This is a genomic window from Streptomyces sp. NPDC007917, assembly GCF_042959105.1.
Lineage (GTDB): Bacteria > Actinomycetota > Actinomycetes > Streptomycetales > Streptomycetaceae > Streptomyces.
Window position 1 is genome coordinate 114809 of record NZ_JBIBKK010000006.1, and the last position, 23383, is coordinate 138191.

Below are 23383 nucleotides of genomic sequence, written 5' to 3' on the forward strand. Positions count from 1 at the left end.
CGGTTGACGCCGGGCCAGGGGTCACCCGCGCGCGGCGTGCCGTCCGCCCCGGCGCCCACCGGGCCTGCGCCCGCGCCGCGCCACCGCCAGGCCGCCGCCCAGCACCACGGCGGCCAGCGCGTACGGCCACCAGTGGGCCCCGCCGTCACTGGAGGCGCTCGCGTGCTTCGTGGTGCCCGCCGCAGTGGAGGGGGCGGCAGGGGCGCTCGAGGACGGGCGGGCGGCAGTGGTGGCGGTGAGCGCCACGTCGTTGCCGTCCCCACCCCGGTAGCTGATCCGATATGTGGCCTCGGCAAGCTTCACTTCGGCCCCCTCACGGAGACCGGTGAACGCGCCCGTGGTCTTGGCGCCGCCCATGTGGTCGAGGACGGTGATCTTCCGTGGCGGCTTGGCACCGACGCCCGAGACGTCGAGCTTCCCGGCCAGCCCGACCTTGCCCGACACGTGCAACGGCTCGCTGTTCAGGGTCAGTCGTCCCTTCGCTCCCTGCCTGTAGTCACCGGTCACGGTGAGGCCGCCGGTGACCTCTCCCTGGTTCGTCACCGAGCCCTTCACCGTGCCCTTGCCGGACAATGAGGTCGCCACCCGCAAGCCCGTCGCGCCGACGTCCAGCTTCGCCGCTGCCGAGGTGAGGCGGATCGCCTTGCTGCGGGCGAGAGTCGCCCCGGAGCGCAGCGCCAGCGTGCCCTTCTTGACCGTCGTCGTCCCCGTGTACGTCACCGCGCCGCCCCTGAGGATCGCCGTCGCGGCACCCGCCTGGGTGAGCGACCCGCTTCCGCTGATCCGGGACAGGGCAGCGGACTTGCCCGTGTTGTTCAGCACGAGAGAGCCGTTGTTGACGACCTTGTAGAGGTCGCCCTTGGTGTAGAGCCCGCCGTCGCCGCCCCGCTTGCCGCTGCCCAGCCGCAGTACGGCGCCCTTCTCGACGGTCGTCGAGCCGTTGTAGTACTGGACGGCGGCGAAGGTGACGTCGTTGCCCTTCGTCCCCTTGATGACGATGTCGCCGGCGCCGGGTGCGGAGAGCGTGTCGTGGAAAACACCGCCGCCTATGGGGGCACCCAGCGTCACCGGGCCGTTGTAGTTGAACGTGAGCAGCGAACGGGAGCGGGCGGCCAGCAGGTTGATGTAGACGGTGTCGGCGGTGCCCGGCATGAAGATCTTGCTCGTGGTGCCGTCGCCCCACTGGACGTTGGCGCCCTTGATGTTGGTGCCGCGCTTGTTGACGTTCTTCCGCGCGGGCGTCCAGTTCAGGGCGGGGTCGCTGAGCGAGGGATTGGTGTCGCCGCCCTGGTTCGACCAGCTGTACTGGCCGGTCAGGATGACCTTGCTCCCCGGCCGGGACTGGACGTTGATATCGCTGCCGTACTCGCGCTGGTAGAAGTCCATGCCCATGGTGACGGTCTGGCCCAGCGGGGTGTCGACGGTCCAGGTGCCCTGGTTGAGGACCTTGCGGACGAATCGCAGCGACGTCGCGTACTCCGGCCGGCCGGCGTTCAGCTGCGTGCCGTTGTCGATCACCCCGGAGAAGGGGTGCGCGCCCGACAGGTCCCAGGTGCCCCAGAGGAATCTCGGCTGGGTGACCAGCCCGGAGCCGCTGATGGTGCCCAGGTTGTAGACGCTCTTCAGGGAGAGCCGCAGGGTGCCGTCCACCCGGATGTTGTCCTGGTTCAGCCGGAACGCCGGGGTGTCGTACGGAAAGTGGCCGATCAGTCCGGTGGTGCCGCCGTTGCCGTACTGAAGGGTGGCGCCTTTCGCCACGGTCACGGCCGGCGGGTCCGGGTTGGTGACGGTGACGTACGGGTGGTTGCCGCCCCGCGTGGTCACCACCTGCCGCTGCCGGGACTTCGGCAGGGTGAAGTCGCTGTCCTTGGTGAGGATCAGGGTGCCGGTGCCGCGCACCGTGAGCGTGCCGGTGCCGCTGAACACGCCGTTGTATGTGGTCGTCCCGGCCGGCACGGTCACCACCGTGTCGCCGGCGAGTGTCACGTTCCGGCCCGCCAGCACGTCGGCGGTCACGTCCCGGGGCCCCGCGGCGCTCGCGGTGGGGGCACCGAGCATGAGGGCGACCGCCGCGAGGGCTCCGGCGGATGCTGCTGTCTTGTGAGTGAGGCTGTGCACGAGAGGGAGACTGCACGGGGCCGGGGCCGATAACAGAAATCTCTCGGTCACCTGCGGCGCTCGGTCCGCACCCCGCGCGTCCCGGGCTCGACGGCGAGGGCCCAGCGGCCCGCTCCTGTATCTGTTCGACAACGAAGCTGCCGTCACCCCGCCCGGGCCCCGACACAAACGTGAAAATCATTCGACAACCATTCGACCCATGACCATTGACACCCCTTACGCCCGGTGACTACCGTCACGCCAGGATTTCGAACGTGTGACGAAATATCGAACGACACACACCGCACCACTCGCGAAAGGGCATACCGCCTTGCGCATCACCGGAATCAGCACGCATGTCGTCGGCACTCCCTGGCGCAACCTGACCTACGTCCAGGTCCACACCGACGAAGGCATCACCGGCGTCGGCGAGACCCGCATGCTCGGCCACACCGACGCGCTGCTCGGCTACCTCCGTGAGGCCGAGGCCAACCACATCGCCGGGTCCGACCCCTTCGCCGTCGAGGACCTGGTACGGCGGATGAAGTACGGCGACTACGGCCGTGCGGGCGAGATCGTGATGTCGGGGATCGCCTGCGTCGAGATGGCCTGCTGGGACATCAAGGGCAAGGCGCTGGGCGTGCCCGTGTGGCAGCTCCTCGGCGGCAAGGTGACGGACAAGGTCAAGGCCTACGCCAACGGGTGGTACACGACCGAGCGGACCCCGGAGGCCTACCACAAGGCCGCCCAGGGGGTCATGGAGCGCGGTTACAAGGCGCTGAAGATCGACCCGTTCGGCACCGGGCACTTCGAGCTCGACCACAAGGAGACCTTGTACGCGGTCTCGCTCATCGAGGCCGTGCGGGACGCGATCGGCCCGGACGCCGAGCTGATGCTGGAGATGCACGGCCGCTTCTCCCCCGCCACCGCCGTCCGCCTGGCGAACGAGCTGGCCCCCTTCAAGCCGGCCTGGCTGGAGGAGCCGGTGCCGCCGGAGAACCTGAAGGCGCTGGAGAAGGTCGCGGCCAAGGTGGACATCCCGGTCGCCACCGGTGAGCGGATCCACGACCGCATCGAGTTCCGCGAGCTCTTCGAGAGTCAGGCCGTGGACATCCTCCAGCCGGACGTCGGCCACATCGGCGGCATCTGGGAGACCCGCAAACTGGCCGCCACCGCCGAGACCCACTACATGCTCGTCGCACCGCACAACGTCGGCGGGTCCGTGCTCACCGCCGCCTCCCTCCAGGTCGGCTTCACCTCGCCCAACTTCAAGATCCTCGAGCACTTCAACGACTTCGCCGACGCGGAGATCAAGAAGGTGGTCAAGGGCGCCCCGCAGGTCGTGGACGGCTACTTCGAGCTCTCCCACGCCCCCGGCCTCGGTGTCGAGCTGGACACCGACGCCGCCGCCGAGTTCCCCCAGCAGCAGGCCCGCTTCGACCTGTGGGCCGAGGGCTGGGAGAAGCGGGACCCCTCCGGGACCGGCGGCAAGTGACGACCGGCGGCGACGGAGCAGATGTGAGCGGCATGGAAGAGGCCCTCGTACTCGACGCGCCGGGCAGCCACCGGCTGGAGACCCGCGCCGTGGCCGAGCCCGGGCCCGGGGACGCGCGGGTGCGGGTGCACGCCTCCGGGATCTGCGGCAGCGACCGCGAGATCTACCAGGGGAACCGGCCCGAGGGGTACGTCCGCTACCCGGTCACCCCCGGCCACGAGTGGTCGGGCACGGTCGAGGCGGTCGGGGCCGGGGTGCCGGCCGCGCTGGTCGGCCGGAAGGTGGTCGGCGAGGGGTTCCGCAACTGCCAGGTGTGCGACCGCTGCCACGCCGGGGACACCACGCTGTGCACCGCCGGGTACGAGGAGACCGGCTTCACCCAGCCGGGGGCGATGGCCACCACCCTCACCCTCCCCGCCCGCCTGCTGCACCCGCTCGCCGCCGACGCTGACCTCTCCGCCGCCGCCCTGCTGGAGCCCGCCGCCTGTGTCGCGGCGGCCGCGCTCAAGGCGAACGCCCAGCCCGGCGAGCGGGTCGCGGTGGTCGGCAGCGGCACCCTCGGCATGATCGCGGTGCAGTTCCTGGCCGCGGCATCGCCCGCCGAGCTGCTGGTGGTCGACATCCGCAGGGACCGGGAGGAGCTGTCGCTGTCCTTCGGCGCGACGGCGTTCCACACCCCGGACGCGCTGCCCAAGGCCGAGGCCGGGACGTACGACATCGTTATCGAGACCGCGGGCTCCGCCTCGGCGGCCCGGGACTCCGCCGCCCTGCTGCGGCGCGGCGGGCGGCTCGTGCTCACCGGCATCCCGGCGGCGGGCGCGGACGGTCTGGACCCCACCGACCTGGTGGTGCGCCAGATCGAGGTGCACACGGTCTTCGGGGCCCCGCCCACCGCGTGGGCACACGCCGTGCGGGTCTTCGACGCCGGGCTGCTGTCCCTGCTGCCGCTGGTCACCCACGAACTGCCGCTCACCGACTTCGGCACCGCGATCGACCTGGTCGGCAGCGGCGATCCGAAGGTCGGCAAGGTCCTGCTGCGCCCGCAGGGCCTCCCGTAGCCGCGCGTCGGTACGGGCCGCCCTGACACGGCTCGTACCGACGTGCACCCAATCAACCGAATGTCGTCCGAAATGTCGAACGACACGCCGCGCATCAGACAACCCCCCGCACCACCCACCCCGGACGACGACGTGCCGGGCAGCACCGCAGCCGGACGCCGAAACACCGGCCATCACTCCACAGGGAGCACCGTGACCGCCGCCTCAGCCACCACCTCCGGCCCCCGCCGCCCCGCCGACGCGGCCCTCGCGTCGCTCGGCCACTCCGCACCCGCCGCCGACCCCGCCGACGCCTCCCCGCACTCCTTCCCGGACGGCGGCACCTGGCGCACCGAGATCCCCTCCGTGGAGGGGCCCGAGGCGCTGGCCACCGTGTTCAAGGAGGCCAGTCGCCTCGATGTGCCGATCCACCGGATCAGCCAGGGCAGCGGCGTGTGGATGCTCACCGACTCCGAGATCACCGAGATGGTGGAGTCCTGCGCCGAGCGCAACGCCGAGCTGTGCCTGTTCACCGGCCCGCGCGGCACCTGGGACATCGGCGCCGCCACCCGCACCGACTCCCGCGGCGGCGGCCTGCGCGCCCGCGGCCATGACGCGGTCGCCGGCTGCGTCGAGGACGCGCTGCGCGCCGCCTCGCTGGGCGTCAAGTGCCTGCTGGTCGCGGACGAGGGCGTGCTGTGGCTGCTGCACCAGCTGCGCGAGCGCGGCGAGCTGCCGGCCGACACCACCTTCAAGCTGTCCGCGCTGATCGGCCCGGTCAACCCGGCCTCCTTCGCGGTGTACGAGCAGCTGGGCGCCGACTCCATCAACATCCCGTCGGACCTGACGCTGGAGCACCTGACCGAGATCCGCCGGGTCTCCGGCGCCCCGATGGACTTCTATGTGGAGGCCCCCGACGACCTGGGCGGCTTCGTCCGCATCTACGACGCCGCCGAGCTGATCCGCCGCGGCGCCCCCATCTACCTGAAGTTCGGGCTCAGCAAGTCTCCCGGCATCTACCCCTACGGCGCCCAGCTGCGCGATCTCGCGCTGAACAGCGCCCGTGAGCGGGTACGCCGCGGCCGGCTCGTGCTCGACATGCTCGCCCGGCTGGGCGCGGACGGCGGGATGTCCCCGCTGGGCTCCCGGCTGCCCGGCCGACTGCGGCGCTTCGCCGCGGGGCAGGCGCAGCCCGCGCCCCAAGAATCCTGAGCCACGACGCACAAGGGAAGGACGACCCGATGATCATGCGTAAGGCCAGAGCGGTACGAGCGCTGGCGGCCCTCGCCGCCCTGCTCACGCTCTCGCTCACCGCCACCGCCTGCGGCCAGGAGGCGGTCGGCGGCAGCCGCTACAAGGGCGGCAACAGCAACACGATCGGCATCGCGATGCCGACCAAGTCCTCCGAGCGGTGGATCGCCGACGGAAAGAACATGGTCAAGCAGTTCCAGGCGGCGGGCTACAAGACGGACCTGCAGTACGGCGAGGACGACGTACGCACCCAGGTGGCGCAGCTCGAGAACATGGTCACCAAGCAGTACAAGCTGCTGGTGATCGCGCCGATCGACGGGACCGCGCTGACCGATGTGATGCAGAGCGCCCACGACGCGAACATACCGGTGATCTCCTACGACCGGCTGATCCTGGGTTCGAAGTACGTCGACTACTACGCGACCTTCGACAACTTCAAGGTCGGCGTGCTCCAGGCCACGTACCTCGTGAACAAGCTCGGGCTGCCCAAGGACAAGGGGAACAAGAAGGGCCCGTTCAACATCGAGCTGTTCGCCGGTTCGTCGGACGACAACAACACCCGGTACTTCTTCAACGGCGCGATGAGCGTGCTCAAGCCGTACCTCGACGACGGGCGGCTCGTCGTCCGCAGCGGCCAGACCAAGCTCAACCAGCTGTACACGGCGAAGTGGAGCGGCAAAGACGCCCAGGACCGCATGGAGAACCTGCTCAACAAGGCGTACAGCAACGCCAACGTGGACGCTGTGCTCTCGCCGTACGACGGCATGTCCATGGGCATCCTGTCCGCGCTGCGGGGCGTCGGCTACGGCACGAAGGACAAGCCCTACCCCGCCGTGTCCGGGCAGGACGCCGAGCTCCCCTCCGTGAAGTCCATCATCCGGGGCGAGCAGACGCAGACCGTCTACAAGGACACCCGCAAGCTCGCCAAGGCCACCGTCCAGATGGCCACCGCGAAGCTGAACGGCGGTAAGCCCCAGGTCAACGACACCAAGTCGTACAACAACGGCAAGAAGGTCGTGCCGGCCTATCTGCTCAACCCGGTCAGCATCGACAAGTCCAACACCCAGCTCCTCGTGAAAGAGGGCTACTACACCGCCGGCCAGCTGAAGTAGGGATGGAGGCCGGGAACATGAACGACATTCTCGAAATGCGTTCCATCACCAAGACCTTCCCTGGGGTCAAGGCGCTGTCCGATGTCAACCTCCGCATCCGCGAGGGCGAGATCCACGCCATCTGCGGGGAGAACGGCGCCGGGAAGTCGACCCTGATGAAGGTGCTCAGCGGGGTCTACGCGCATGGCAGCTACGAAGGGGAGATCCACTTCCAGGGTGAGGTGTGCGCGTTCAAGGACATCAAGGCCAGCGAGCAGCGCGGCATCGTCATCATCCACCAGGAACTGGCCCTGATCCCGTATCTGTCCATCGCCGAGAACATCTTCCTGGGCAACGAACACGCCAAGGGCGGCCTGATCAGCTGGAACGAGACCCTCAAGCACGCCAAGGCGCTGCTCAAGCGGGTCGGGCTGGCCGAGTCCCCGCAGACGCGGGTCGCCGACATCGGGGTCGGCAAGCAGCAGCTCGTGGAGATCGCCAAGGCGCTCTCCAAGGAGGTGAAGCTGCTGATCCTGGACGAGCCGACCGCGGCGCTCAACGACGAGGACAGCGGTAAACTCCTCGACCTGCTACTGGAGTTCAAGGCCCAGGGCATCTCCTGCATCATCATCTCGCACAAGCTGAACGAGATCCGCAAGGTCGCCGACTCCGTCACCATCCTGCGCGACGGCCAGACCATCGAGACCATGGTCGTCCGCGAGACGCCGGAGTCACAGCCGCAGGTGTCAGAGGAGCGCATCATCCGCGGGATGGTCGGCCGGGATCTCGACCACCGCTTCCCCGAGCGCACCCCGTACGAGGGTGACGACGCCTCCGAGGTGGCCATGGCCATCGAGGACTGGACCGTCCGCCACCCCATCGACCAGCAGCGCAACGTCGTGGACGGGGTCTCGCTCAACGTCCGGCGCGGGGAGATCGTGGGCATCGCCGGCCTCATGGGCGCGGGCCGCACGGAGCTGGCGATGAGCGTCTTCGGGCGCGCCTACGGCCGGTACACCGGCGGCCGGGTCTACCGCGACGGCAAGGAGGTCCGTACCCGCACCGTCCCGGAGGCGATCGAGCACGGCATCGCCTATGTCACCGAGGACCGCAAGCACTACGGGCTCAACCTCGAGGACACCATCAGCCGGAACATCTCGCTCTCCTCGCTGGCCAAGGTGGCGCGCCGCGGCGTGGTCAACGAGCACGAGGAGTCGCGGGTGGCCGAGCGGTTCCGCAAGACGATGAACATCAAGGCCCCCACGGTCTTCGAGCACGTGGGCAAGCTCAGCGGCGGCAACCAGCAGAAGGTCGTCCTGAGCAAATGGATCCATGTGGGTCCCGAGGTGCTGATCCTCGACGAGCCCACCCGTGGCATCGACGTCGGGGCCAAATACGAGATCTACACGGTCATCAACGACCTGGCGGCACAGGGCAAGGCCGTCGTCTTCATCTCCTCGGAGCTGGGCGAGTTGCTGGGAATGTGCGACCGGATTTACACGATGGCGGCTGGGCGGCTGACCGGGGAGGTCCCGCGTGCCGAGGCGACTCAGGAGGTTCTGATGCGCCACATGACCAGGGACAGAGGAGACGAAGGATGAGCACGGCGACCCAGGACATCAAGAACCCGGCACCACCACCGGCCGACGGCACCCCGGGCATCGGGACGCTGCTGGTGCAGAGCCTGCGGGCCAATGTGCGCCAGTACGGGATGCTGGTGGCGCTCGCGCTGATCATCGTCATCTTCCAGATATGGTCCGACAACATCCTGCTGCGGCCGCTCAACGTCACCAACCTGGTGCAGCAGAACGGCTACATCCTGATCCTCGCGATCGGCATGATGATCGTGATCATCGCGGGGCATATCGATCTGTCGGTCGGATCGCTGGTCGCGTTCATCGGCGCCTTCGCGGGCGTGCTGATGGTCAACCACGATGTGCCCTGGCCACTCGCGGTCATTCTCTGTCTGCTGGTCGGCGCGGCGGCCGGGGCGTGGCAGGGCTTCTGGATCGCGTACGTCGGGATCCCGTCCTTCATCGTCACCCTGGCCGGCATGCTGGTCTTCCGCGGCGGCACCCAGATCCTGCTGGACGGACAGTCCCTGTCGCCCTTCCCGGAGGGCTTCCGGGAGATCAGCATCGGCTTCATCCCGGAGATGGGCCCGTACACGCAGTACCACAACCCCACCATGGTCATCGGCCTCGCGGTGTGCGCCGCGGCCGTCTGGCAGGAGTGGCGGGGCCGGCAGCAGCGTGCGGCCTATGAGCTGGACGTGATGCCGCTCGGCCTGTTCTACGTCAAGTGCGCCGCGATCGTGGCCGCGGTGATGGCCTTCGCCATGACCCTCTCCAGCTGGCACGGCGCGCCGGTGGGTCTGCTGATCCTGGCCGGCCTGATGGTGATCTTCAGCTTCGTGATGCGCAACACCGTCGTCGGACGGCATGTGTACGCCCTGGGCGGCAACCAGCCCGCGGCCAAGCTGTCGGGTGTCCGCGACAAGCGCGTCACCTTCATGGTGTTCGTCAACATGGGCCTGCTGGCCGCGCTCGCCGGCCTGGTCTTCACCGCCCGGCTGGGCTCCGCCACCCCGAGCGCGGGCCTCAACTTCGAGCTGGAGGCCATCGCCGCCGCGTTCATCGGCGGCGCCTCGGCCAGCGGCGGCGTCGGCACCGTGCTGGGCGCGATCATCGGTGGTCTGGTGCTCGGTGTGCTCAACAACGGCATGTCGCTGGTGGGCATCGGGACCGAGTACCAGCAGGTGATCAAGGGCCTGGTGCTGCTCGCCGCGGTGGGCTTCGACATCTGGAACAAGCGCAGGGTCGGTTCGTAAGTCCGTCTTCCACCACTACTGATGGAGCCGCACATGACCACGAGCAGACGCACACTGATGACGGCGGCGGCGGCCGCCGGGCTGGCGGCCACGGCCGTCGGTACGGGCACGGGCACGGCATACGCGAAGGACGCGAAGGGCGGCGGACGCGCGGTGAAGGAACACTTCGGAACGCTGGCGGACGGCACCAAGGTCGACCGCTGGACCATCGAGAACGGGGGCACCCGGCTCTCCGTCCTGAGCTACGGCGGCATCGTCCAGTCCCTGGAGATCCCCGACCGCCACGGCCGAGTTGCCAATGTCTCGCTCGGCTTCGCCGACCTGGACTCGTACGTGGCCGGCAGCCCCTACTTCGGCGCCCTGATCGGCCGCTACGGCAACCGCATCGCGGCCGGCAAGTTCACCCTCGACGGCCACGCCTACCAGCTCCCCGTCAACGACGGCCCCAACAGCCTCCACGGCGGGGACAAGGGCTTCGACAAGCGGGTCTGGTCCGTCGAGCCGTTCGAGAGCCGCGGCAACGTCGGCCTGACCCTGCGCCGGGTCAGCCCCGACGGCGAGATGGGCTACCCCGGGAAACTGACGGTTCGCGTCGACTACACCCTCACGCCGACGGGCGACTGGCACATCGACTACGAGGCCACGACCGACAAGCCCACGGTCGTCAACCTGACCAACCACACCTACTACAACCTGGGAGGGGAAGGCACCGGCTCCATCTACGACCACCGGCTCCAGATCGCCGCCTCCCGCTACACCCCCGTCAACAAGACCCTCATCCCGACGGGTGAGCTGGCGAAGGTCGCCGGCACGCCCTTCGACTTCCGTCGCTCGAAGGCGGTCGGCCGGGACATCCGCGAGGCGCACCAGCAGGTGCTCTTCGGGCAGGGGTTCGACCACAACTTCGTACTCGACAAGGGCATCACCAGCCGCCCCGAGCACATCGCGACAGTGAGCGAGCCTGAGTCCGGACGGGTGATGCGGATCGCCACGACCGAGCCGGGTGTGCAGTTCTACTCCGGCAACTTCCTGGTCGGCACGCTGGCGGGCACGTCGGGGAACGTCTACCGGCAGGGCGACGGCTTCTGCCTGGAGACGCAGCACTTCCCCGACTCGCCGAACCAGCCGGGCTTCCCGTCCACGGTGCTGCGACCGGGGCAGACGTACCGGTCGACGACAGTGCACTCGTTCTCGACGCGCTGAGCGTGTCTTTCTCTCCCTCCCACCCCGCACGATGGCCTTAGAGTGCGGGGCGGGAGGGAGATCGCATGCCGGGTCTGGACCCCGACCGGGTCGCGGAGATCATCGTCAAGCGCGGTGGCGGCCTGCGGCCGGGTGAGCGCGGATCGGGGTACCTGGTCACCGGTCGTACGGTGCTGACCGCCGCGCATGTGGTGCATGAGGCCACCGCCGTCCGCCTGCGCTTCAGGGCCGACCAGCCCGGGGCGTGGAGCGCGGACGGCGTTGTCGTGTTCGCGGCCCCGGACATCGACGTGGCGGTGGTGTCCCTGGTGGACGCCCCCGACCCGCCGCCCGTCACCCCCGTCACCTTCGGCCGGGTCATGGCCGCCGACGGCGAACTCCCCTGCTCGACGATGGGTTTCCCGCGCTTCAAACTCCGCGAGGACGCACCCGGATCGGGCTCACGTTTCCGGGACGCCCACCACCAGCAGGGCACCATCTCTCCCTGGTCCAACACCCGCCAGAAGACCCTCTCCATCCGGGTCGACGCCCCCGCCCCGGACCCCGACCCCGAGGTATCCCCCTGGCAGGCGATGTCGGGCGCGGCCGTGTGGAGCGAGGGCCATCTCATCGGCGTCGTCATCGAGCACCATGCCTCCGAGGGCCTGGGGCGGCTCACGGCCTCACGCGTGGACCGCTGGCACGACGCGCTGAGCGAGACGGAGGCGGCCCAACTCGCCCTGTTCACCGGCTTTCCCGCACGGCGGGAGGGGTTGCGGGAGGTCCGCGTGCCTGCCGGGCGCGCGGCGCGGCGGGAGGAGTCGCTACGGGCCCTGCTGAGCGCCGAGCGCACGGACTCCGACGTCCAGCCCTACCGCTTCCTCGACGCCGACGCTCCCGGTCTGGAACGGGTCTACGTCCACCAGCGGGTGGTGGAACACACCGAGGCGGCGGCCCCCGAGCCCATCCCTGCCGAAGAGATCCTGGACCGGCACCGGCACGTACTGATCGAGGGCGAGGCGGGCGCGGGCAAGTCGACGTTCACCCAACAGGTGGCGCGGGGCAGCGCGGACGTGCCCGGGGCCGGGGCCAGGGAGCACGCCGTACGCGTCCCCGCCGTCGACCTGACCGGCGGCGCCCCGCTGCCCACCCTGCTGCGCGAGTCCGTGCACCGGCGGCTCGGGGGCCACTTGAGGACCGAACTCCCCCGCGACCTCTTCGAGCCGGCCGACACGGGCTGGCTGCTCCTGGTCGACGGCCTGGACGAGATCGTGGACACGGCGGCGCGGCGGCGCGTGATCGACATCGTCGCGACCAACGCGGCCCGCGCGTCCGGCCCGTACCGCTGGGTCGTCACGACCCGCTTCCTGCCCCCGCACGAACTGGCCCCGCTACGGGACGCGGGCCTCGCCTCGTACGCGCTGACCCCCTTCGACGACGCCCAGCTCCGCGAGCTGGCCCGCCGCTGGCTGGACGGGGACGCCGAGCGGGCCGAGGGCTTCCTGCGAGAGGTCGAGCGCAGCGGGCTGCGGCAACTGGTCCGTACGCCCCTGCTCGCGGCCATCAGCCTGTCCCTCTTCCGCCGCGCCCCGGAGGCCAGGCTTCCGACCGGGCGCCCCGGCCTCTACCAGGAGTGCGTCCCCTATCTGCTCAGCGGTCGTCCAGGGGAGGAAGCACGGCGGGCCGGGCTGCTGCGTGCCGTGGCTCAGGCGGGCGGCTCACGGCGGCTCGCGGAGTGGCTGTACGGCGCGCGTGTCCCGCTGCTCACCGCGCTCGCCCACAACACGCTGACAGCTGACGCGCCACTGCTGGACGAGGCGCTGCGATGGATCGTCCAGCAGGCCGACGAACCCACGGACTTTGTGCACGGCTGGCGCGAGGTCGTCACCGGTCTGCTGAGCGGCACCGGGTTGTTGTTGTACGAGCGGGGCTCGGGCGAGCTGCACTGGGCTCACCGCAGCTTCGCGGAGTACCTGGCCGCCCACGACACTGCGGGTCGGCTGCCCGCCGACTGGCCGGGGGCGGAGCCGCTGCGGGACGAGTTGGTCCGGGACGCGTTGCGGGGCGAGCGGCGGGACTTCGGGGTGCTGGCCATCGCGTGTTGGGCGGGGCGGGCGGGCGCGGCCGAGGCGGAGGGGCTGGTGGAGTGGCTGCTGCGGGGCAGTGACGAGTACGACCTGCTCGGCAAGTACTGGGGCAGCCTCATCGGCGAGGACAGCAGCGTTCCGGACGACCACGCGGCGCTGGCAGGCCGGCTCCTCGCGGAGGGCGTGCGGGTGTCCGACGCCCTCACCGGCTCCGTTTTGAACCGGCTCCTGGAAAGGGCCAACTCCGCCTGGCACGCGCAGGAATTCTGCACTCTGCTGGCCGCCCAGCCCTCGCGCGACGTCGCCCATCAGGCGCTGTTGTCCATGGCGGACGACGAGCTGTTGGAGACCGGCATCCGAGCGGGGGCCGTGACAGCCCTCGGGCGCATCTTCGGTTTCGAGGCCGCCCTGCCGAAGGCCGAGCGTCTGCTGGCATCACGGGAGCGCGAGCACGTGATCTACACCCTGCCGGACGACTCGGGGATCTGGGGCGTTCCGGTCAGCGAAGGACGGATCGCTGCGGCGTACCACCTGCTGGCCCTCGGCAGCCGGATCCACGGGCCCGTGAGACGGGTACTCGCCGATGTGTCACTGCCGCCGGACGACGAGCTGGGGCGCGTCCTCCTCGGCGAGTGCGCCCTCGCGCTGGGCGACACCGCCTCACTGCTGCGCCTGCTCGACCTGTCGCCCCACAGGGGCAGAGTGCCGACCCGGGAGGACATGCGGCTGCTGATCCGAGCGGGCGCGTACGACGTGGTGGACTCCCTGGTCGATGCCCTCTTCACGGCGGTTGAGGGTCCGCCGACGGATGGCCGGCCCTTCAGGTGGGGCGAGCGGAAGTACCGGCTCGGCGACAGCCTCAGGGACATCGTCGAGGTCCTGAGCGCCGCCGCCGAGGCATACCTGTCCGCCGGACAGGACCAGGCGGCTGCGGCGCTCGCCCGGCGGATGCTCGCCACGCCCCTCCTCCTCGAGGAATTGGGCACCACCCCGTACACGGTGCTGGCGCGTGTGGGCGAGCCGGAACCCGCCCTTGCCGTGCTCGCGCGCCCTCCCGGCGAGGACGGCACATCACCTCCACTGCACGAATACGGGTGGGCCGAAGTCGCCCGCACGCTGTACCGCGAAGGCCATGGCGAGGCGGTCCGGAACGCGGTCGACGCCCGGTTCGCGTATCCCATGCCCTTGGATGAGGCGGTGGAGGTCGCCAAGTACCTCGTGGAGGTCGGTGACCCGCGAGGTCCGGACGTCCTGCTGGCCATCGCCAATCACCCCGACACCAGCACCCGGCTCGCGCTGAGCGCGATCAAGGGTCTGCTCAACGGGGAGTTCCACACGGCCGCGGTGGAAGCGCTCGTCGAAGTGTCGCGGCGGCCGACCCCGCCGGAGAACCGCCAGGAGATCGCGCGGCTCCTCGCCGGCGCGGGGGCCGAGGACGACGCCACACGGTTCACGCTCACGCTGGTGCGCACGTTCATCGGCGCCCCCAACGCCCAACGGACCTGGAGTCTCTCCCAGCTTCTGCGGCTGTTGTCCGCCATCCGGCCCGAGGAGGGACGGGCCCTGCTCCTCGAAGTCGCCGCCTCACCGCACCTGCCCGCGCGCGAGACGGAGAAACTGGCCCACATGCTGGAGCGGTCCGGCGAGCGGGAGGCTCTGGACGATCTGGTCCAACGGTGGTCCGCCCGTGCCAGGCTCGACTTCGAGTTCGCGCGGATCGGCGGCATCTTGGAGCGACGCGGCGATATAGCCGGAGCGGCCGCCGCGTACCGGAAGGCGCTGGCGGCGCGCGCCGTCCAGGACGAACTCCTCGACCTGTACGCGGTCAGGGAGGCCGTGGACCGGCTGCGCTCGCTGGGCCTGCCCCTCACGCCGGAGGATCTCGCCGCGCTGCGGGCCGTCCACGCCTCCCTCCCGGATCCCGACTCCCCGTACCTCCGCGGGGAGGCCCGGTGGCTGGCCGCCCTGCTCGATCAGCCCACCGAAGGCGTGGACGAAGGGTAGGCCGACGTACGGTCGGTCCCTCCTGTCCCACGCGACGGTTTCGCAGCGCAGGGCCAGGAGGGAGTTCGCGTTGCTTCGTGGTCAGGCGGCGGGGAACTCCCCGCCCTTGACGGCGGCGACGAACGACGACCAGGCGGACGACTCGAAGACGAGCGCCGGGCCGTGCGGCTCCTTGCTGTCACGAACGGGGACTATGCCGCGCGAGGCGACGAAGTTGGCGGCGACCTCGACGCAGTCGCCGCCGTTGCTGCTGTAGGAGGACTTGAACCAGCGGGGGGATTCGGTCGTCACGAGATGCCCTTTCGTACCTGCTCAATCATGGCCACGGATTCCGCCTGCGACAGTGCTTCGGCCTGCAACTGATGGTATGCCGTCAGCATGGGTACGACAGCGGTGGTTTCGCGCTCCAAGTGCCCCCGTGCCTGTGACTCGGTGTACGCCATCACGGATCGGTCGGCCAGAGTAAGGAGGTTGACCGGCAGGTTGAACGATCGCCGCGCTCCTATCGCAAAGGGCGACACTTGCAGTACCCAGTTGGGGAGAGAGGCGACTTCGACCAGTCGCCGTAGCTGACCCTCCATGACCCCGGCATGGCCGACCTCATGACGAAGACAGCTCTCATCCATCACTACAAGCACCATGGGGGGCCGGGGACGCACCAGCGCGGCTTGCCTCTCCACGAGGAAGGACACGCGCTCCTCAGCTTGTTCGGGCGGGATGGCCCCGCGCTGCACGTCACCATCCGCGACCGCCCGCGCGTACTCAGGGGTCTGCAATAGGCCGGGGATCAGCCCGATCTGAAACAGCCGGATCTCGACTGCCCGGCCCTCGAACCCAACGTACTCCGGGAAGCCCTCCAACAGACCGCCGTGTTTGATCTCGCGGTACTCGCGCTCGAACGACTCTGGCGTGCCCGCGATACCGAACGCCACGTCCACGCTGCGCGAGAAACGGAGGGTTGGAGGCTTCCGACCATTTTCGACGGCCGAAATATGCACACTGGAGTATTCCGTACGTTCGGCAAGGATCTCCTGAGTCCAGCCACGAGCCTCCCGCAGGCTGCGTAAACGCGCCCCGTAGGCCGCCGCAGGAGAGGCGTCCGGGTTCAACTCGTTCTTGTTCATGGGCCGTTTGCTACCTTCCGTTCCTCTCCGACACGTTGAACGGGTCTCCACCATAGGCCACGCTGAACGCACTTGGTAGCGGAAGCACTACGGAGAGGAGCGGCCGATGGCTGGCGAAACCGTAAACCCGCCAGGACAGGCCGACGAACAGTACGAACAGCAGGGGCAGCAGCGCGGCGACGACCGGCCGACCCTGGAGGAACTGCGGCAGCAGTCGGTGACCCTGGGCGAACAGATCGCTCAGCATCTGGCGCGGGGGGCGAAGTGACCCGCGCGCACTGGACCAGCATCCTGCCCAGTCTCGCGGTCGGCATGGTGGTCTACGACCGGCACTACGACATGCCCGCGACCATCGCCGACTTCGACGGCCCGATGGTCTGCCTCACCCGCCCCACCGGCCTCACATGGCGATCGCACTGTGCCTCGGTGCGACCGGCCACCGCGTACGAGCGGCGGCAGCTACGCGCCATCGCCAAGCTTCACGCCCAGCGCCAACGAGGCATGGCCGGGACCGGCCAAGATCGCCTTTTGTAGTGAGTATGAGACGACGACACGCCATGGCGTCGGCGTGTCGTCGTCTCATACTCACTACAAAGTCATGACGCAGAGCACTTCGCCGGAGTGAGCCCCCATGGCAGATGGCCCCTGGCACGCCGAATGGACGTTCATCAGCACGTCCGGCATCACCACAGGAAGGGCCGACCGCACGCGGTATGTCGATATCCGCACCGCCGTCTTCAAAGCGGCCTCCACATCGTTACGGGACCAGGCCCACGACGAAACCGCCGAGCGAGACGAGCCCTGGAAACTCCTCGTCGCAGCCCTGTACTCCGAGGCGATGCTGTCGGCTGATGAAGTCGGCGAATGGCGGTACGCGAGTCCGGACGGCTGGGCGAACGTGACGGTTCGCTTCACCCCGTAGCCGCTACGGCTGGGCCCCGGAGTAAGGCGCCGCAGGGGAGCCCGGCTGCGAACGGTCGTCGTCCCCGTCCTCATCATCGTCCTCGCGCGTCTCCTCCCCCATCAGGTCGCGCGTGAACAGCGTCGCCCCCGCCACCGCGCCCGGCATCAGGAACACCGCCACCAGCGGCAGGAGAAAGGCCAGCGCCAGCGGGACGCCGAAGCCGAGGGTGAACATGCGGCGCCCCTTCAGCAGCCGACGCCGCTCCTTGAGGAGCACGCCGCGCCGCAGCAGTGCGATCGACGTAAGTTCCTCGGTCAGGAAGAAGCCCGTGACGCAGAAGGCGAGCACCGGGATCACGGTCTGGCCGATCACCGGTACGAAGCCCAGCGCGAAGAACAGCACGCCCCACAGCGCGACGCGTATGACCAGCGCGATCGCCTCGCGCAGGCCGATCCACAGCTCGCGCCACAGCGGCAGGCCGGACTCGGGGGCGGTGCCGGACTCCGAGATGTCGACCTGTTCGGAGAGGGATTCGTAGAAGGGCTGGCCGACGAGCAGCGTGACCGCGGTGAAGGTGAGGATGGCGAGGAAGAGGCAGACGCCCGCGAAGAGGACGGCGAGCGCGCCCCGGAAGACGTCGAGCCAGGGCGAGGGCCAGCCGTCGGCGAAGGGGGTGGCCCAGTCGATGATGTCGTCGGTCCAGAAGAACAGGGCGACGAGCGCCGCCGCGTACCCGACGAGGGTGATGAGGGCGGGAATCATCCCGAACCCCCACCACCGTCCGTGCCGGGCCACCCAGCGCTGCCCCTTCACCAGATAGCCGAACCCGGCCGCAAGATCACGCATGGGGCCGTAGCTTACTTGGACCCGGTGAATCCTTTACTTACGCGTGTACACGACTCCCAGCTTGTCCATCTCGTCCCCCGCACGCCCCGTGAAGCCGGTGATCTGCCAGCCATCGGGCGCGGTGTACGTCACGGCGTCGGTGGTCGGCGTTCCGGCGGCGAGGCGGCGTCCCGTGTCAGTTGTGAAGGTGGCGGAGAAGAGGCGGGTGCGGCCGTCCTTGGTGCCCCGGGTGAGGGTGACCGAGGTGAGGTGTTCGCCGGGGGCGAGGGTGAGGGAGGCGGGGGTGCCGCCGGGGCCGCCGTGGGTGAGGGCCGTTCCGCCGTCGAGGCTCAGGGACACCGCGTCGAGGCGGGAGGCGCCGCGCAGGGTGAGGGTGCGGGGCGCGGCGGGGGTGGCGGGGAGGTCGTCGGCGTCGTTGAAGGCCGCGCCGCCGGGGCCGCCGAACTGGTCGCTGGCGCGCAGGCCCTGCGGGAGCTTCCAGGAGAAGTCGACGGTGTGCGGGTAGTGGTCGGACAGCGGTTCTCCGGCGGCATCGAGGAAGTCTTGGTGTTCGTTGTTGTACCGGGTGGCGGTGAGGGTGAGCAGCGGGCCGGAGCGGTAGAGGACCTTGTCGACGACCTCGCAGGTGTTGGTGACGTGGTCCGGGTCGCAGACCAGGGCGTCGGAGCCGGCGGGCGGGGCGGAGCCGCCGCGGACGAGCTGGACCCAGGCGTCGGTGAGGCCGTTGCGGCCGGTGAGGTCGCGGATGTTGTCCTCGGCGCGGGTGTAGCGGGTGTTGGTGTCGCCCATCACGATGACGGCGTTGCCGGCGGAGTTGGCGGCGATGAAGTCGGAGAGCTGGGTGATGTTGGCGCGGCGGGCGGCGAGGTCGGCGGCTGTGGTGCCCGCGTTGGTGTGGACGTTGTACAGGTCGACGTGGACGCCTTCGGCCAGGCGGGCGCGGGCGAGGGTGAAGCCCTTGGGGGTGAGGCAGTCGGTGCCGTTGCACCTGGCCCACTTCACCCGCTCGAAATCGTCGTACGGCAGGTCGGAGAGGGTGTTGAGGCCGTCGCCGAAGGGGACTCCGCCGCTGGTCGGGGTGCGGTACGGGTGGTCGTCGCCGGCGTACAGCGCGGCGTGGTAGTTGAAGTCCTCCTGGACGTTGACGAGGTCGTACGCGCCCAGGCGCGGGGAGATGAGCGGGGTGTTCTTCTCGGGGTGGCTGGAGGACAGCCCCTCGGGCAGTCCGGCCACGTTGTACGTGAGGACGTTGAACGAGCCGCTGTCGGGGGCGGCGGTGGGGACGTTCGCGGCGGCGGTGGGGGTGTCCGCGGCCGCGGCCGGTGTGCCGCCGCCCAGGGCTGCCGTGGCCGCGGCGAGCGCCGCCGTCAGTGCGATTCCCAGCCGTGTGGCCCGTCTCATGTGCGTTCCTCTCCTGGGAGGGCTGCGGGGAGTACCGCCCCACCGGAGCCGGCTCCGGTGGGGCGGTACGGGTGTGGGGGTGCTCAGGTGGTGCTCAGGTGGTGGTCAGATCTTGCCCGCCCCGGCCTGCCCGGTCACCGTCCCGACGACCGACGACGCGGGCTCGGCGGTGTACGAGTACGGCGGGTTGGTGAAGCTGCCGACCTGGGAGATCTCGGTGGCGGCGCCACCGAGGTCGTTGCCGCGCACCACCGCGTATCCGTCCACGTCGCTGTCGCGGTTGGTGGTCACCGCGACCTTGGTGTCACGGAACACGTTGTTCTCGACGAGCATCTGCGCGCCCATCCTGGGGTGCGCGGCGGTTTCCGCGCCCTGCACATAGTTGTCGTAGAAGTGCCCGGTGCCGAACCGCAGGCTCGGAATCCGCGAGTACACGTTGGAGAACCAGTTGTGGTGGTACGTCACCTTCAGGTGACCGGTGTCCTCGCTGGCGTTGTTGTCGCTGTGTCCGACCAGGCTGCCCTTGAAGTGGTCGGCGAACTTGTTCCAGGACACCGTGACGTTGTCGGACGCGTGCGTGATGTCCAACAGGCCGTCGTAGTAGTCCTTGTCGTGGTTCCGGTCGGCCGAGAAGGTGTTGTGGTCGATCCACACCTTGGTGGACTTCTGGACGGTGATCCCGTCCGCGGGGGCGACCGGCTTGCTGATGTTCAGGTTGCGGATGACGACGTTGGTCTTGCCCTTCAGCCGCAGCCCGCCTCCGGTGAACCCGGACGACGAACCCACGCCCAGCACGGTGGTGTTGGACCCGATGTCCACCTGCCCGGACAGCGAGATGAGGCCGGACACCTTGACGACCTTCGCGCTGTCGCTCGCGACGGCGCTCTTGAAGGCGGCCAGGGTGGTGACGGTGGTGGCGGAGGCGTTGCCGCCGCCGGTGGTGCCCGCGCCGAAGCCGATCGGCGAGTTCTCGGCCGTGATGGCGGTGTCGGCCGTATCGCCGGACGGCGCGCCGTGGGCGGAGACGGCCGAGACGGTGCCGAGGGTGAGCGCGGCCACGACACCCGCGGCGAGGGCGGTCAGCTGGCGCCGACGGAGGATAGTGCGCTGTTCTGACATGGGGGGAGTCCTCTCATTCCGAGAAGATCTCCACACGGGAGGGGAGGCAAGCGCTTGCTGAAGAGCGGCAAGCACGCTGGTCACTAGGGCCGGTGGAGATCGCCAAAGGTGCGGCTCTGACGTGTTCTCTGACGTGTTCGACTCTGCCGCCGAGCGGGTGGTCAGTCCGCGACAGCAGAGGGCAGCTACCGGGAACGAAGCTAGTAAGCGCTTGTATTGATGTCAACGCCCTTGCATCACCGTCAACGTCTCCTGGTAAGTCCGAAAGGAGCCAGGGGATGGTCTTGGGGCCCTGAGGTGTCTGCACCGCCTGCCCTCCCGAGGACGCCGCAGCCCGATGACGCCGCACGCGATCCGTTCAGACCGTGATCGCAAGCTTGCCCTGCACGCCGCCGGCAGCCAGCATCTCGTGCGCCTCGGCCAGCTTCTCCAGTGGGAAGACCTGCTGCAGGTGCATCCGCAGCCTTCCCGCCTCGACCAGCTCGCTCAGCGCCTCCAGGCCGGCCGGGTCCGGCTCCACGCCGACCGCCGCGAAGCGTACACCGGACTGCTCCGCCAGCTCCGGCAGGGTGGTGCTGGTCCGCTCCACCGCCGTCACCAGCACGCCGCCCTGCCGCAGCACGCCGAAGGAACGCTCGGCGTTCCCGCCGCCCAGCGTCTCCAACACCACGTCCACCGGCGCGTCCCGGAGCACCTCGGAGTAGTCCTGGGTCCGGTAGTCGACCAGCTGGTCCGCACCCAACCCGCGCAGGAAGTCGTGCTTGCCCGCGCTCGCCGTGCCCACCACCTCCGCGCCGAGGTGCTTGGCCAGCTGAACCGCGACGTGGCCGAGCCCGCCGCCCGCGCCGTGGATCAGTACCCGTTGCCCCGGCCGCAGCTGCGCGATCTCCACCAGTGCGTGCCAGGCAGTCAGGCCGACCAGTGGCAGCGCCGCGGCCTCCTCGTGGCTGATCCCCGCGGGCTTGCGAGCCAGCTGCCGCGCGGGGGCGACCAGGTACTCGGCGTTCGCCCCGGCCGCGGCCGGGAAGTACGGCATCCCGTAGACCTCGTCGCCGGCCTGGAACCGGTGCACACCCGGATCGACCTGCTCGACCACCCCGGAGATGTCCCAGCCCAGGACGAAAGGCGGCTCGCCCAGCAACGGGAAGGCGCCGGAGCGGACGAACAGTTCCACGGGGTTGACACTGGTCGCCCTGACCCGGACCAGCACCTGCGTCGGTCCGGGGGCCGGCTTGGGGGCGTCGTCGACGAGCTCCAGTACCTCGGGGCCACCGAATGTCTTCTGGGTGATCGCACGCATCGTCATGCACTCCTGTTCGGAAGGTCGCTTGGGATGTCCCTATCCTCGGCGGGTCGGTAACCGTTGAACAGAAGGCACTTCAAAGGTATATAGGTACCTCATGGGTACTACTGACGACCTGCGCTTCTATGGCGGCGCGGATGCCTATCTGGCTGCCTGTCCCTCGCGCCAGATCCTGGACGTACTCGCCAACAAGTGGACCATGCTGGTCATGGGTGCACTCTCCGGCGGCCCGATGCGCTTTGGCGAGCTGCGGCGCCGGCTGGACGGCATCACCCAGAAGATGCTCACCCAGACCCTGCGCACCCTGGAGCGGGACGGCCTGGTCACTCGCACGGTCTACCCGACCATTCCGCCCAAGGTCGAATACGCGGCCACCGGGCTGGGCGAGAGCGTCACCGCGCTGATGCACGCGATCCGCGCCTGGTCGGAGGAGAACATCAATTCCGTCCTGGACGCCCGCGACGCCTACGACGCGCGGGCCGCCCAGGAGGTACAGCCCGTCACGGCCTGATCGCCTCCGATTCGGCAGCAGCCAAGCCTGCGTCCGGCCTCCGCGATATCGCCGCCCGGCAATCGCATCACTCACGCCACAAGGAGTTGGCGTTAAAGACCTGTTGACGCGCGGAGACTTTGCCGAACCCACAGCGGTCGCACAGAAAGCCCTTCTACTTTGCGTGCTCATGACAGAATCCCAAGCCCCCATCGGGCGCCGCAGAGTACTGATCGCCGGTAGCGCCGCCGCCGCGGCCGTCGGACTGGGCGCGGCCGCCGCGACCGCCGGCCGCGCCGAAGCCGAAGCCGAACCCCAGGCCTCATCCCCCCGGCTCGCCCCCGCGGCGGCCGCCGTCTGCACCCTCACCAAGGAGCTCACCGAAGGCCCCTACTACCTCGAACACGCGCTCGTCCGCTCCGACGTCTCGGAGGGCAAGCCCGGAATCCCGCTCCAACTCGCCCTCACCGTCGTCGACAACGCCACCTGCGCGCCGCTGAACAAGGCGCTCGTGGAGATCTGGTACTGCGACGCGCTCGGCGAGTACTCCGGCTTCGTCGGCAACAACGGCCACCAGGAGCCGGACAACGGCAAGTTCCTCCGCGGCGGCGTGCTCACCGGCACCGACGGCATCGCCAAGCTCACCGGCATCTACCCCGGCTGGTACCGGGGCCGCTGCGTCCACGTCCACCTCAAGGTGCACACCGACGTCACGCTCACCTCCGACGGCTCGTTCACCGGTGGCAACGAGATCCACACCGGCCAACTCTTCTTCTCCGAGACCGTCACCAAGGCGGTCGCGAAGCTCTCCCCGTACTCCACCAACACCGTTCCCCGCACCACCCTCGAGGCCGACGGCATCTACGACGGCGGCGGGGCGTCCTCCGGCCTGCTGACCCTGACGGCACTGGGCTCCTCGCCCTCGGCCGGCTACAAGGGCACCCTCACGGTCGGCGTGGACCCCGACGCCTGACCGGCCCCGCTCTCCCGCCTTCCGGCCCCCGCCCGGCGCGCCACCCACGGCCCGGCGGGGGCCGTCTTTTTCGCCGCAGGGGGTTGACGGCGTCCGGAACCCTGCCTACCTTCACTGGGACATCAGATGTCTGATGTCTGATGCACACG

General features: G+C 69.5%; 20 protein-coding genes. 13 read left to right on the forward strand and 7 right to left on the reverse strand.

The features are described 5' to 3' along the window. Window positions 1-21 precede the first annotated feature (21 nt). Entirely contained in the window at window positions 22-2118 is a 2097-nt protein-coding gene (locus ACFZDL_RS13310) for an autotransporter (protein WP_353589132.1), read from the reverse strand. A gap of 310 nt (window positions 2119-2428) precedes the next feature. Between ACFZDL_RS13310 and ACFZDL_RS13315 the strand changes: the two genes are divergently transcribed. From ACFZDL_RS13315 to ACFZDL_RS13350, 8 genes are all read left to right on the forward strand, one after another. Next, the gene (locus tag ACFZDL_RS13315; protein ID WP_353589134.1) at window positions 2429-3592 is read left to right on the forward strand and encodes a mandelate racemase/muconate lactonizing enzyme family protein; all 1164 of its coding nucleotides are present in this window, start codon (window positions 2429-2431) and stop codon (window positions 3590-3592) included. Window positions 3593-3624: 32 nt separating this feature from the next. After that, window positions 3625-4650: an alcohol dehydrogenase catalytic domain-containing protein gene (locus ACFZDL_RS13320; protein WP_353589741.1), complete on the forward strand. Its 1026-nt coding sequence runs from the start codon at window positions 3625-3627 to the stop codon at window positions 4648-4650. A gap of 192 nt (window positions 4651-4842) precedes the next feature. After that, window positions 4843-5841, forward strand: coding sequence for a hypothetical protein (locus ACFZDL_RS13325; RefSeq protein ID WP_353589136.1), 999 nt, complete (start codon window positions 4843-4845; stop codon window positions 5839-5841). Between the two features lie 35 nt (window positions 5842-5876). Continuing rightward, window positions 5877-6992, forward strand: coding sequence for a multiple monosaccharide ABC transporter substrate-binding protein (gene chvE / locus ACFZDL_RS13330; protein ID WP_353589743.1), 1116 nt, complete (start codon window positions 5877-5879; stop codon window positions 6990-6992). A gap of 17 nt (window positions 6993-7009) precedes the next feature. Further along, on the forward strand, window positions 7010-8572 hold the full coding sequence (gene mmsA / locus ACFZDL_RS13335) for a multiple monosaccharide ABC transporter ATP-binding protein (RefSeq protein WP_353589138.1): 1563 nt from the start codon (window positions 7010-7012) through the stop codon (window positions 8570-8572). Beyond that, on the forward strand, window positions 8569-9801 hold the full coding sequence (mmsB, locus tag ACFZDL_RS13340) for a multiple monosaccharide ABC transporter permease (protein WP_353589140.1): 1233 nt from the start codon (window positions 8569-8571) through the stop codon (window positions 9799-9801). The genes mmsA and mmsB overlap by 4 nt, the downstream gene beginning before the upstream one ends. Before the next feature lie 33 nt (window positions 9802-9834). Next, window positions 9835-11004: an aldose epimerase family protein gene (locus tag ACFZDL_RS13345; RefSeq protein WP_353589142.1), complete on the forward strand. Its 1170-nt coding sequence runs from the start codon at window positions 9835-9837 to the stop codon at window positions 11002-11004. 65 nt (window positions 11005-11069) lie between these two features. Continuing rightward, window positions 11070-15074, forward strand: coding sequence for a trypsin-like peptidase domain-containing protein (locus ACFZDL_RS13350; RefSeq protein ID WP_353589144.1), 4005 nt, complete (start codon window positions 11070-11072; stop codon window positions 15072-15074). Window positions 15075-15155: 81 nt separating this feature from the next. Here ACFZDL_RS13350 and ACFZDL_RS13355 read toward each other — a convergent pair whose 3' ends face one another. Next, window positions 15156-15365 carry a DUF397 domain-containing protein gene (locus ACFZDL_RS13355; RefSeq protein ID WP_353589146.1) on the reverse strand — a complete coding sequence of 70 codons (210 nt, stop codon included), beginning with the start codon at window positions 15363-15365 and terminating at the stop codon, window positions 15156-15158. Then, entirely contained in the window at window positions 15362-16198 is an 837-nt protein-coding gene (locus tag ACFZDL_RS13360; protein ID WP_353589148.1) for a helix-turn-helix transcriptional regulator, read from the reverse strand. Before ACFZDL_RS13360 ends, ACFZDL_RS13355 begins: the two co-directional genes overlap by 4 nt. A gap of 106 nt (window positions 16199-16304) precedes the next feature. Here ACFZDL_RS13360 and ACFZDL_RS13365 point away from each other — a divergent pair, with 106 nt between their 5' ends. The 3 genes from ACFZDL_RS13365 to ACFZDL_RS13375 all read left to right on the forward strand — a co-directional run bounded on the left by ACFZDL_RS13365 (window position 16305) and on the right by ACFZDL_RS13375 (window position 17120). Next, window positions 16305-16466 carry a hypothetical protein gene (locus ACFZDL_RS13365; RefSeq protein ID WP_353589150.1) on the forward strand — a complete coding sequence of 54 codons (162 nt, stop codon included), beginning with the start codon at window positions 16305-16307 and terminating at the stop codon, window positions 16464-16466. After that, window positions 16463-16732, forward strand: a complete 270-nt coding sequence (locus tag ACFZDL_RS13370) for a hypothetical protein (RefSeq protein WP_353589152.1) — start codon at window positions 16463-16465, stop codon at window positions 16730-16732. The genes ACFZDL_RS13365 and ACFZDL_RS13370 overlap by 4 nt, the downstream gene beginning before the upstream one ends. 97 nt (window positions 16733-16829) lie before the next feature. After that, complete coding sequence (locus ACFZDL_RS13375) at window positions 16830-17120, forward strand: hypothetical protein (RefSeq protein ID WP_353589153.1); 291 nt, start codon at window positions 16830-16832, stop codon at window positions 17118-17120. A gap of 3 nt (window positions 17121-17123) precedes the next feature. Here ACFZDL_RS13375 and ACFZDL_RS13380 read toward each other — a convergent pair whose 3' ends face one another. From ACFZDL_RS13380 to ACFZDL_RS13395, 4 genes are all read right to left on the reverse strand, one after another. After that, window positions 17124-17948: an EI24 domain-containing protein gene (locus tag ACFZDL_RS13380; protein WP_353589155.1), complete on the reverse strand. Its 825-nt coding sequence runs from the start codon at window positions 17946-17948 to the stop codon at window positions 17124-17126. Between the two features lie 33 nt (window positions 17949-17981). Further along, window positions 17982-19349 carry a jacalin-like lectin gene (locus ACFZDL_RS13385; protein WP_353589157.1) on the reverse strand — a complete coding sequence of 456 codons (1368 nt, stop codon included), beginning with the start codon at window positions 19347-19349 and terminating at the stop codon, window positions 17982-17984. Window positions 19350-19454: 105 nt separating this feature from the next. After that, window positions 19455-20468, reverse strand: coding sequence for a pectate lyase (locus ACFZDL_RS13390; RefSeq protein WP_353589159.1), 1014 nt, complete (start codon window positions 20466-20468; stop codon window positions 19455-19457). Window positions 20469-20826: 358 nt separating this feature from the next. Next, on the reverse strand, window positions 20827-21768 hold the full coding sequence (locus tag ACFZDL_RS13395) for an NADP-dependent oxidoreductase (protein WP_353589161.1): 942 nt from the start codon (window positions 21766-21768) through the stop codon (window positions 20827-20829). Window positions 21769-21868: 100 nt separating this feature from the next. Here ACFZDL_RS13395 and ACFZDL_RS13400 point away from each other — a divergent pair, with 100 nt between their 5' ends. Further along, window positions 21869-22282, forward strand: coding sequence for a helix-turn-helix domain-containing protein (locus tag ACFZDL_RS13400; protein WP_353589163.1), 414 nt, complete (start codon window positions 21869-21871; stop codon window positions 22280-22282). A 169-nt stretch (window positions 22283-22451) separates the two neighbouring features. Further along, window positions 22452-23234: an intradiol ring-cleavage dioxygenase gene (locus ACFZDL_RS13405; RefSeq protein ID WP_353589165.1), complete on the forward strand. Its 783-nt coding sequence runs from the start codon at window positions 22452-22454 to the stop codon at window positions 23232-23234. Window positions 23235-23383 lie beyond the last annotated feature (149 nt).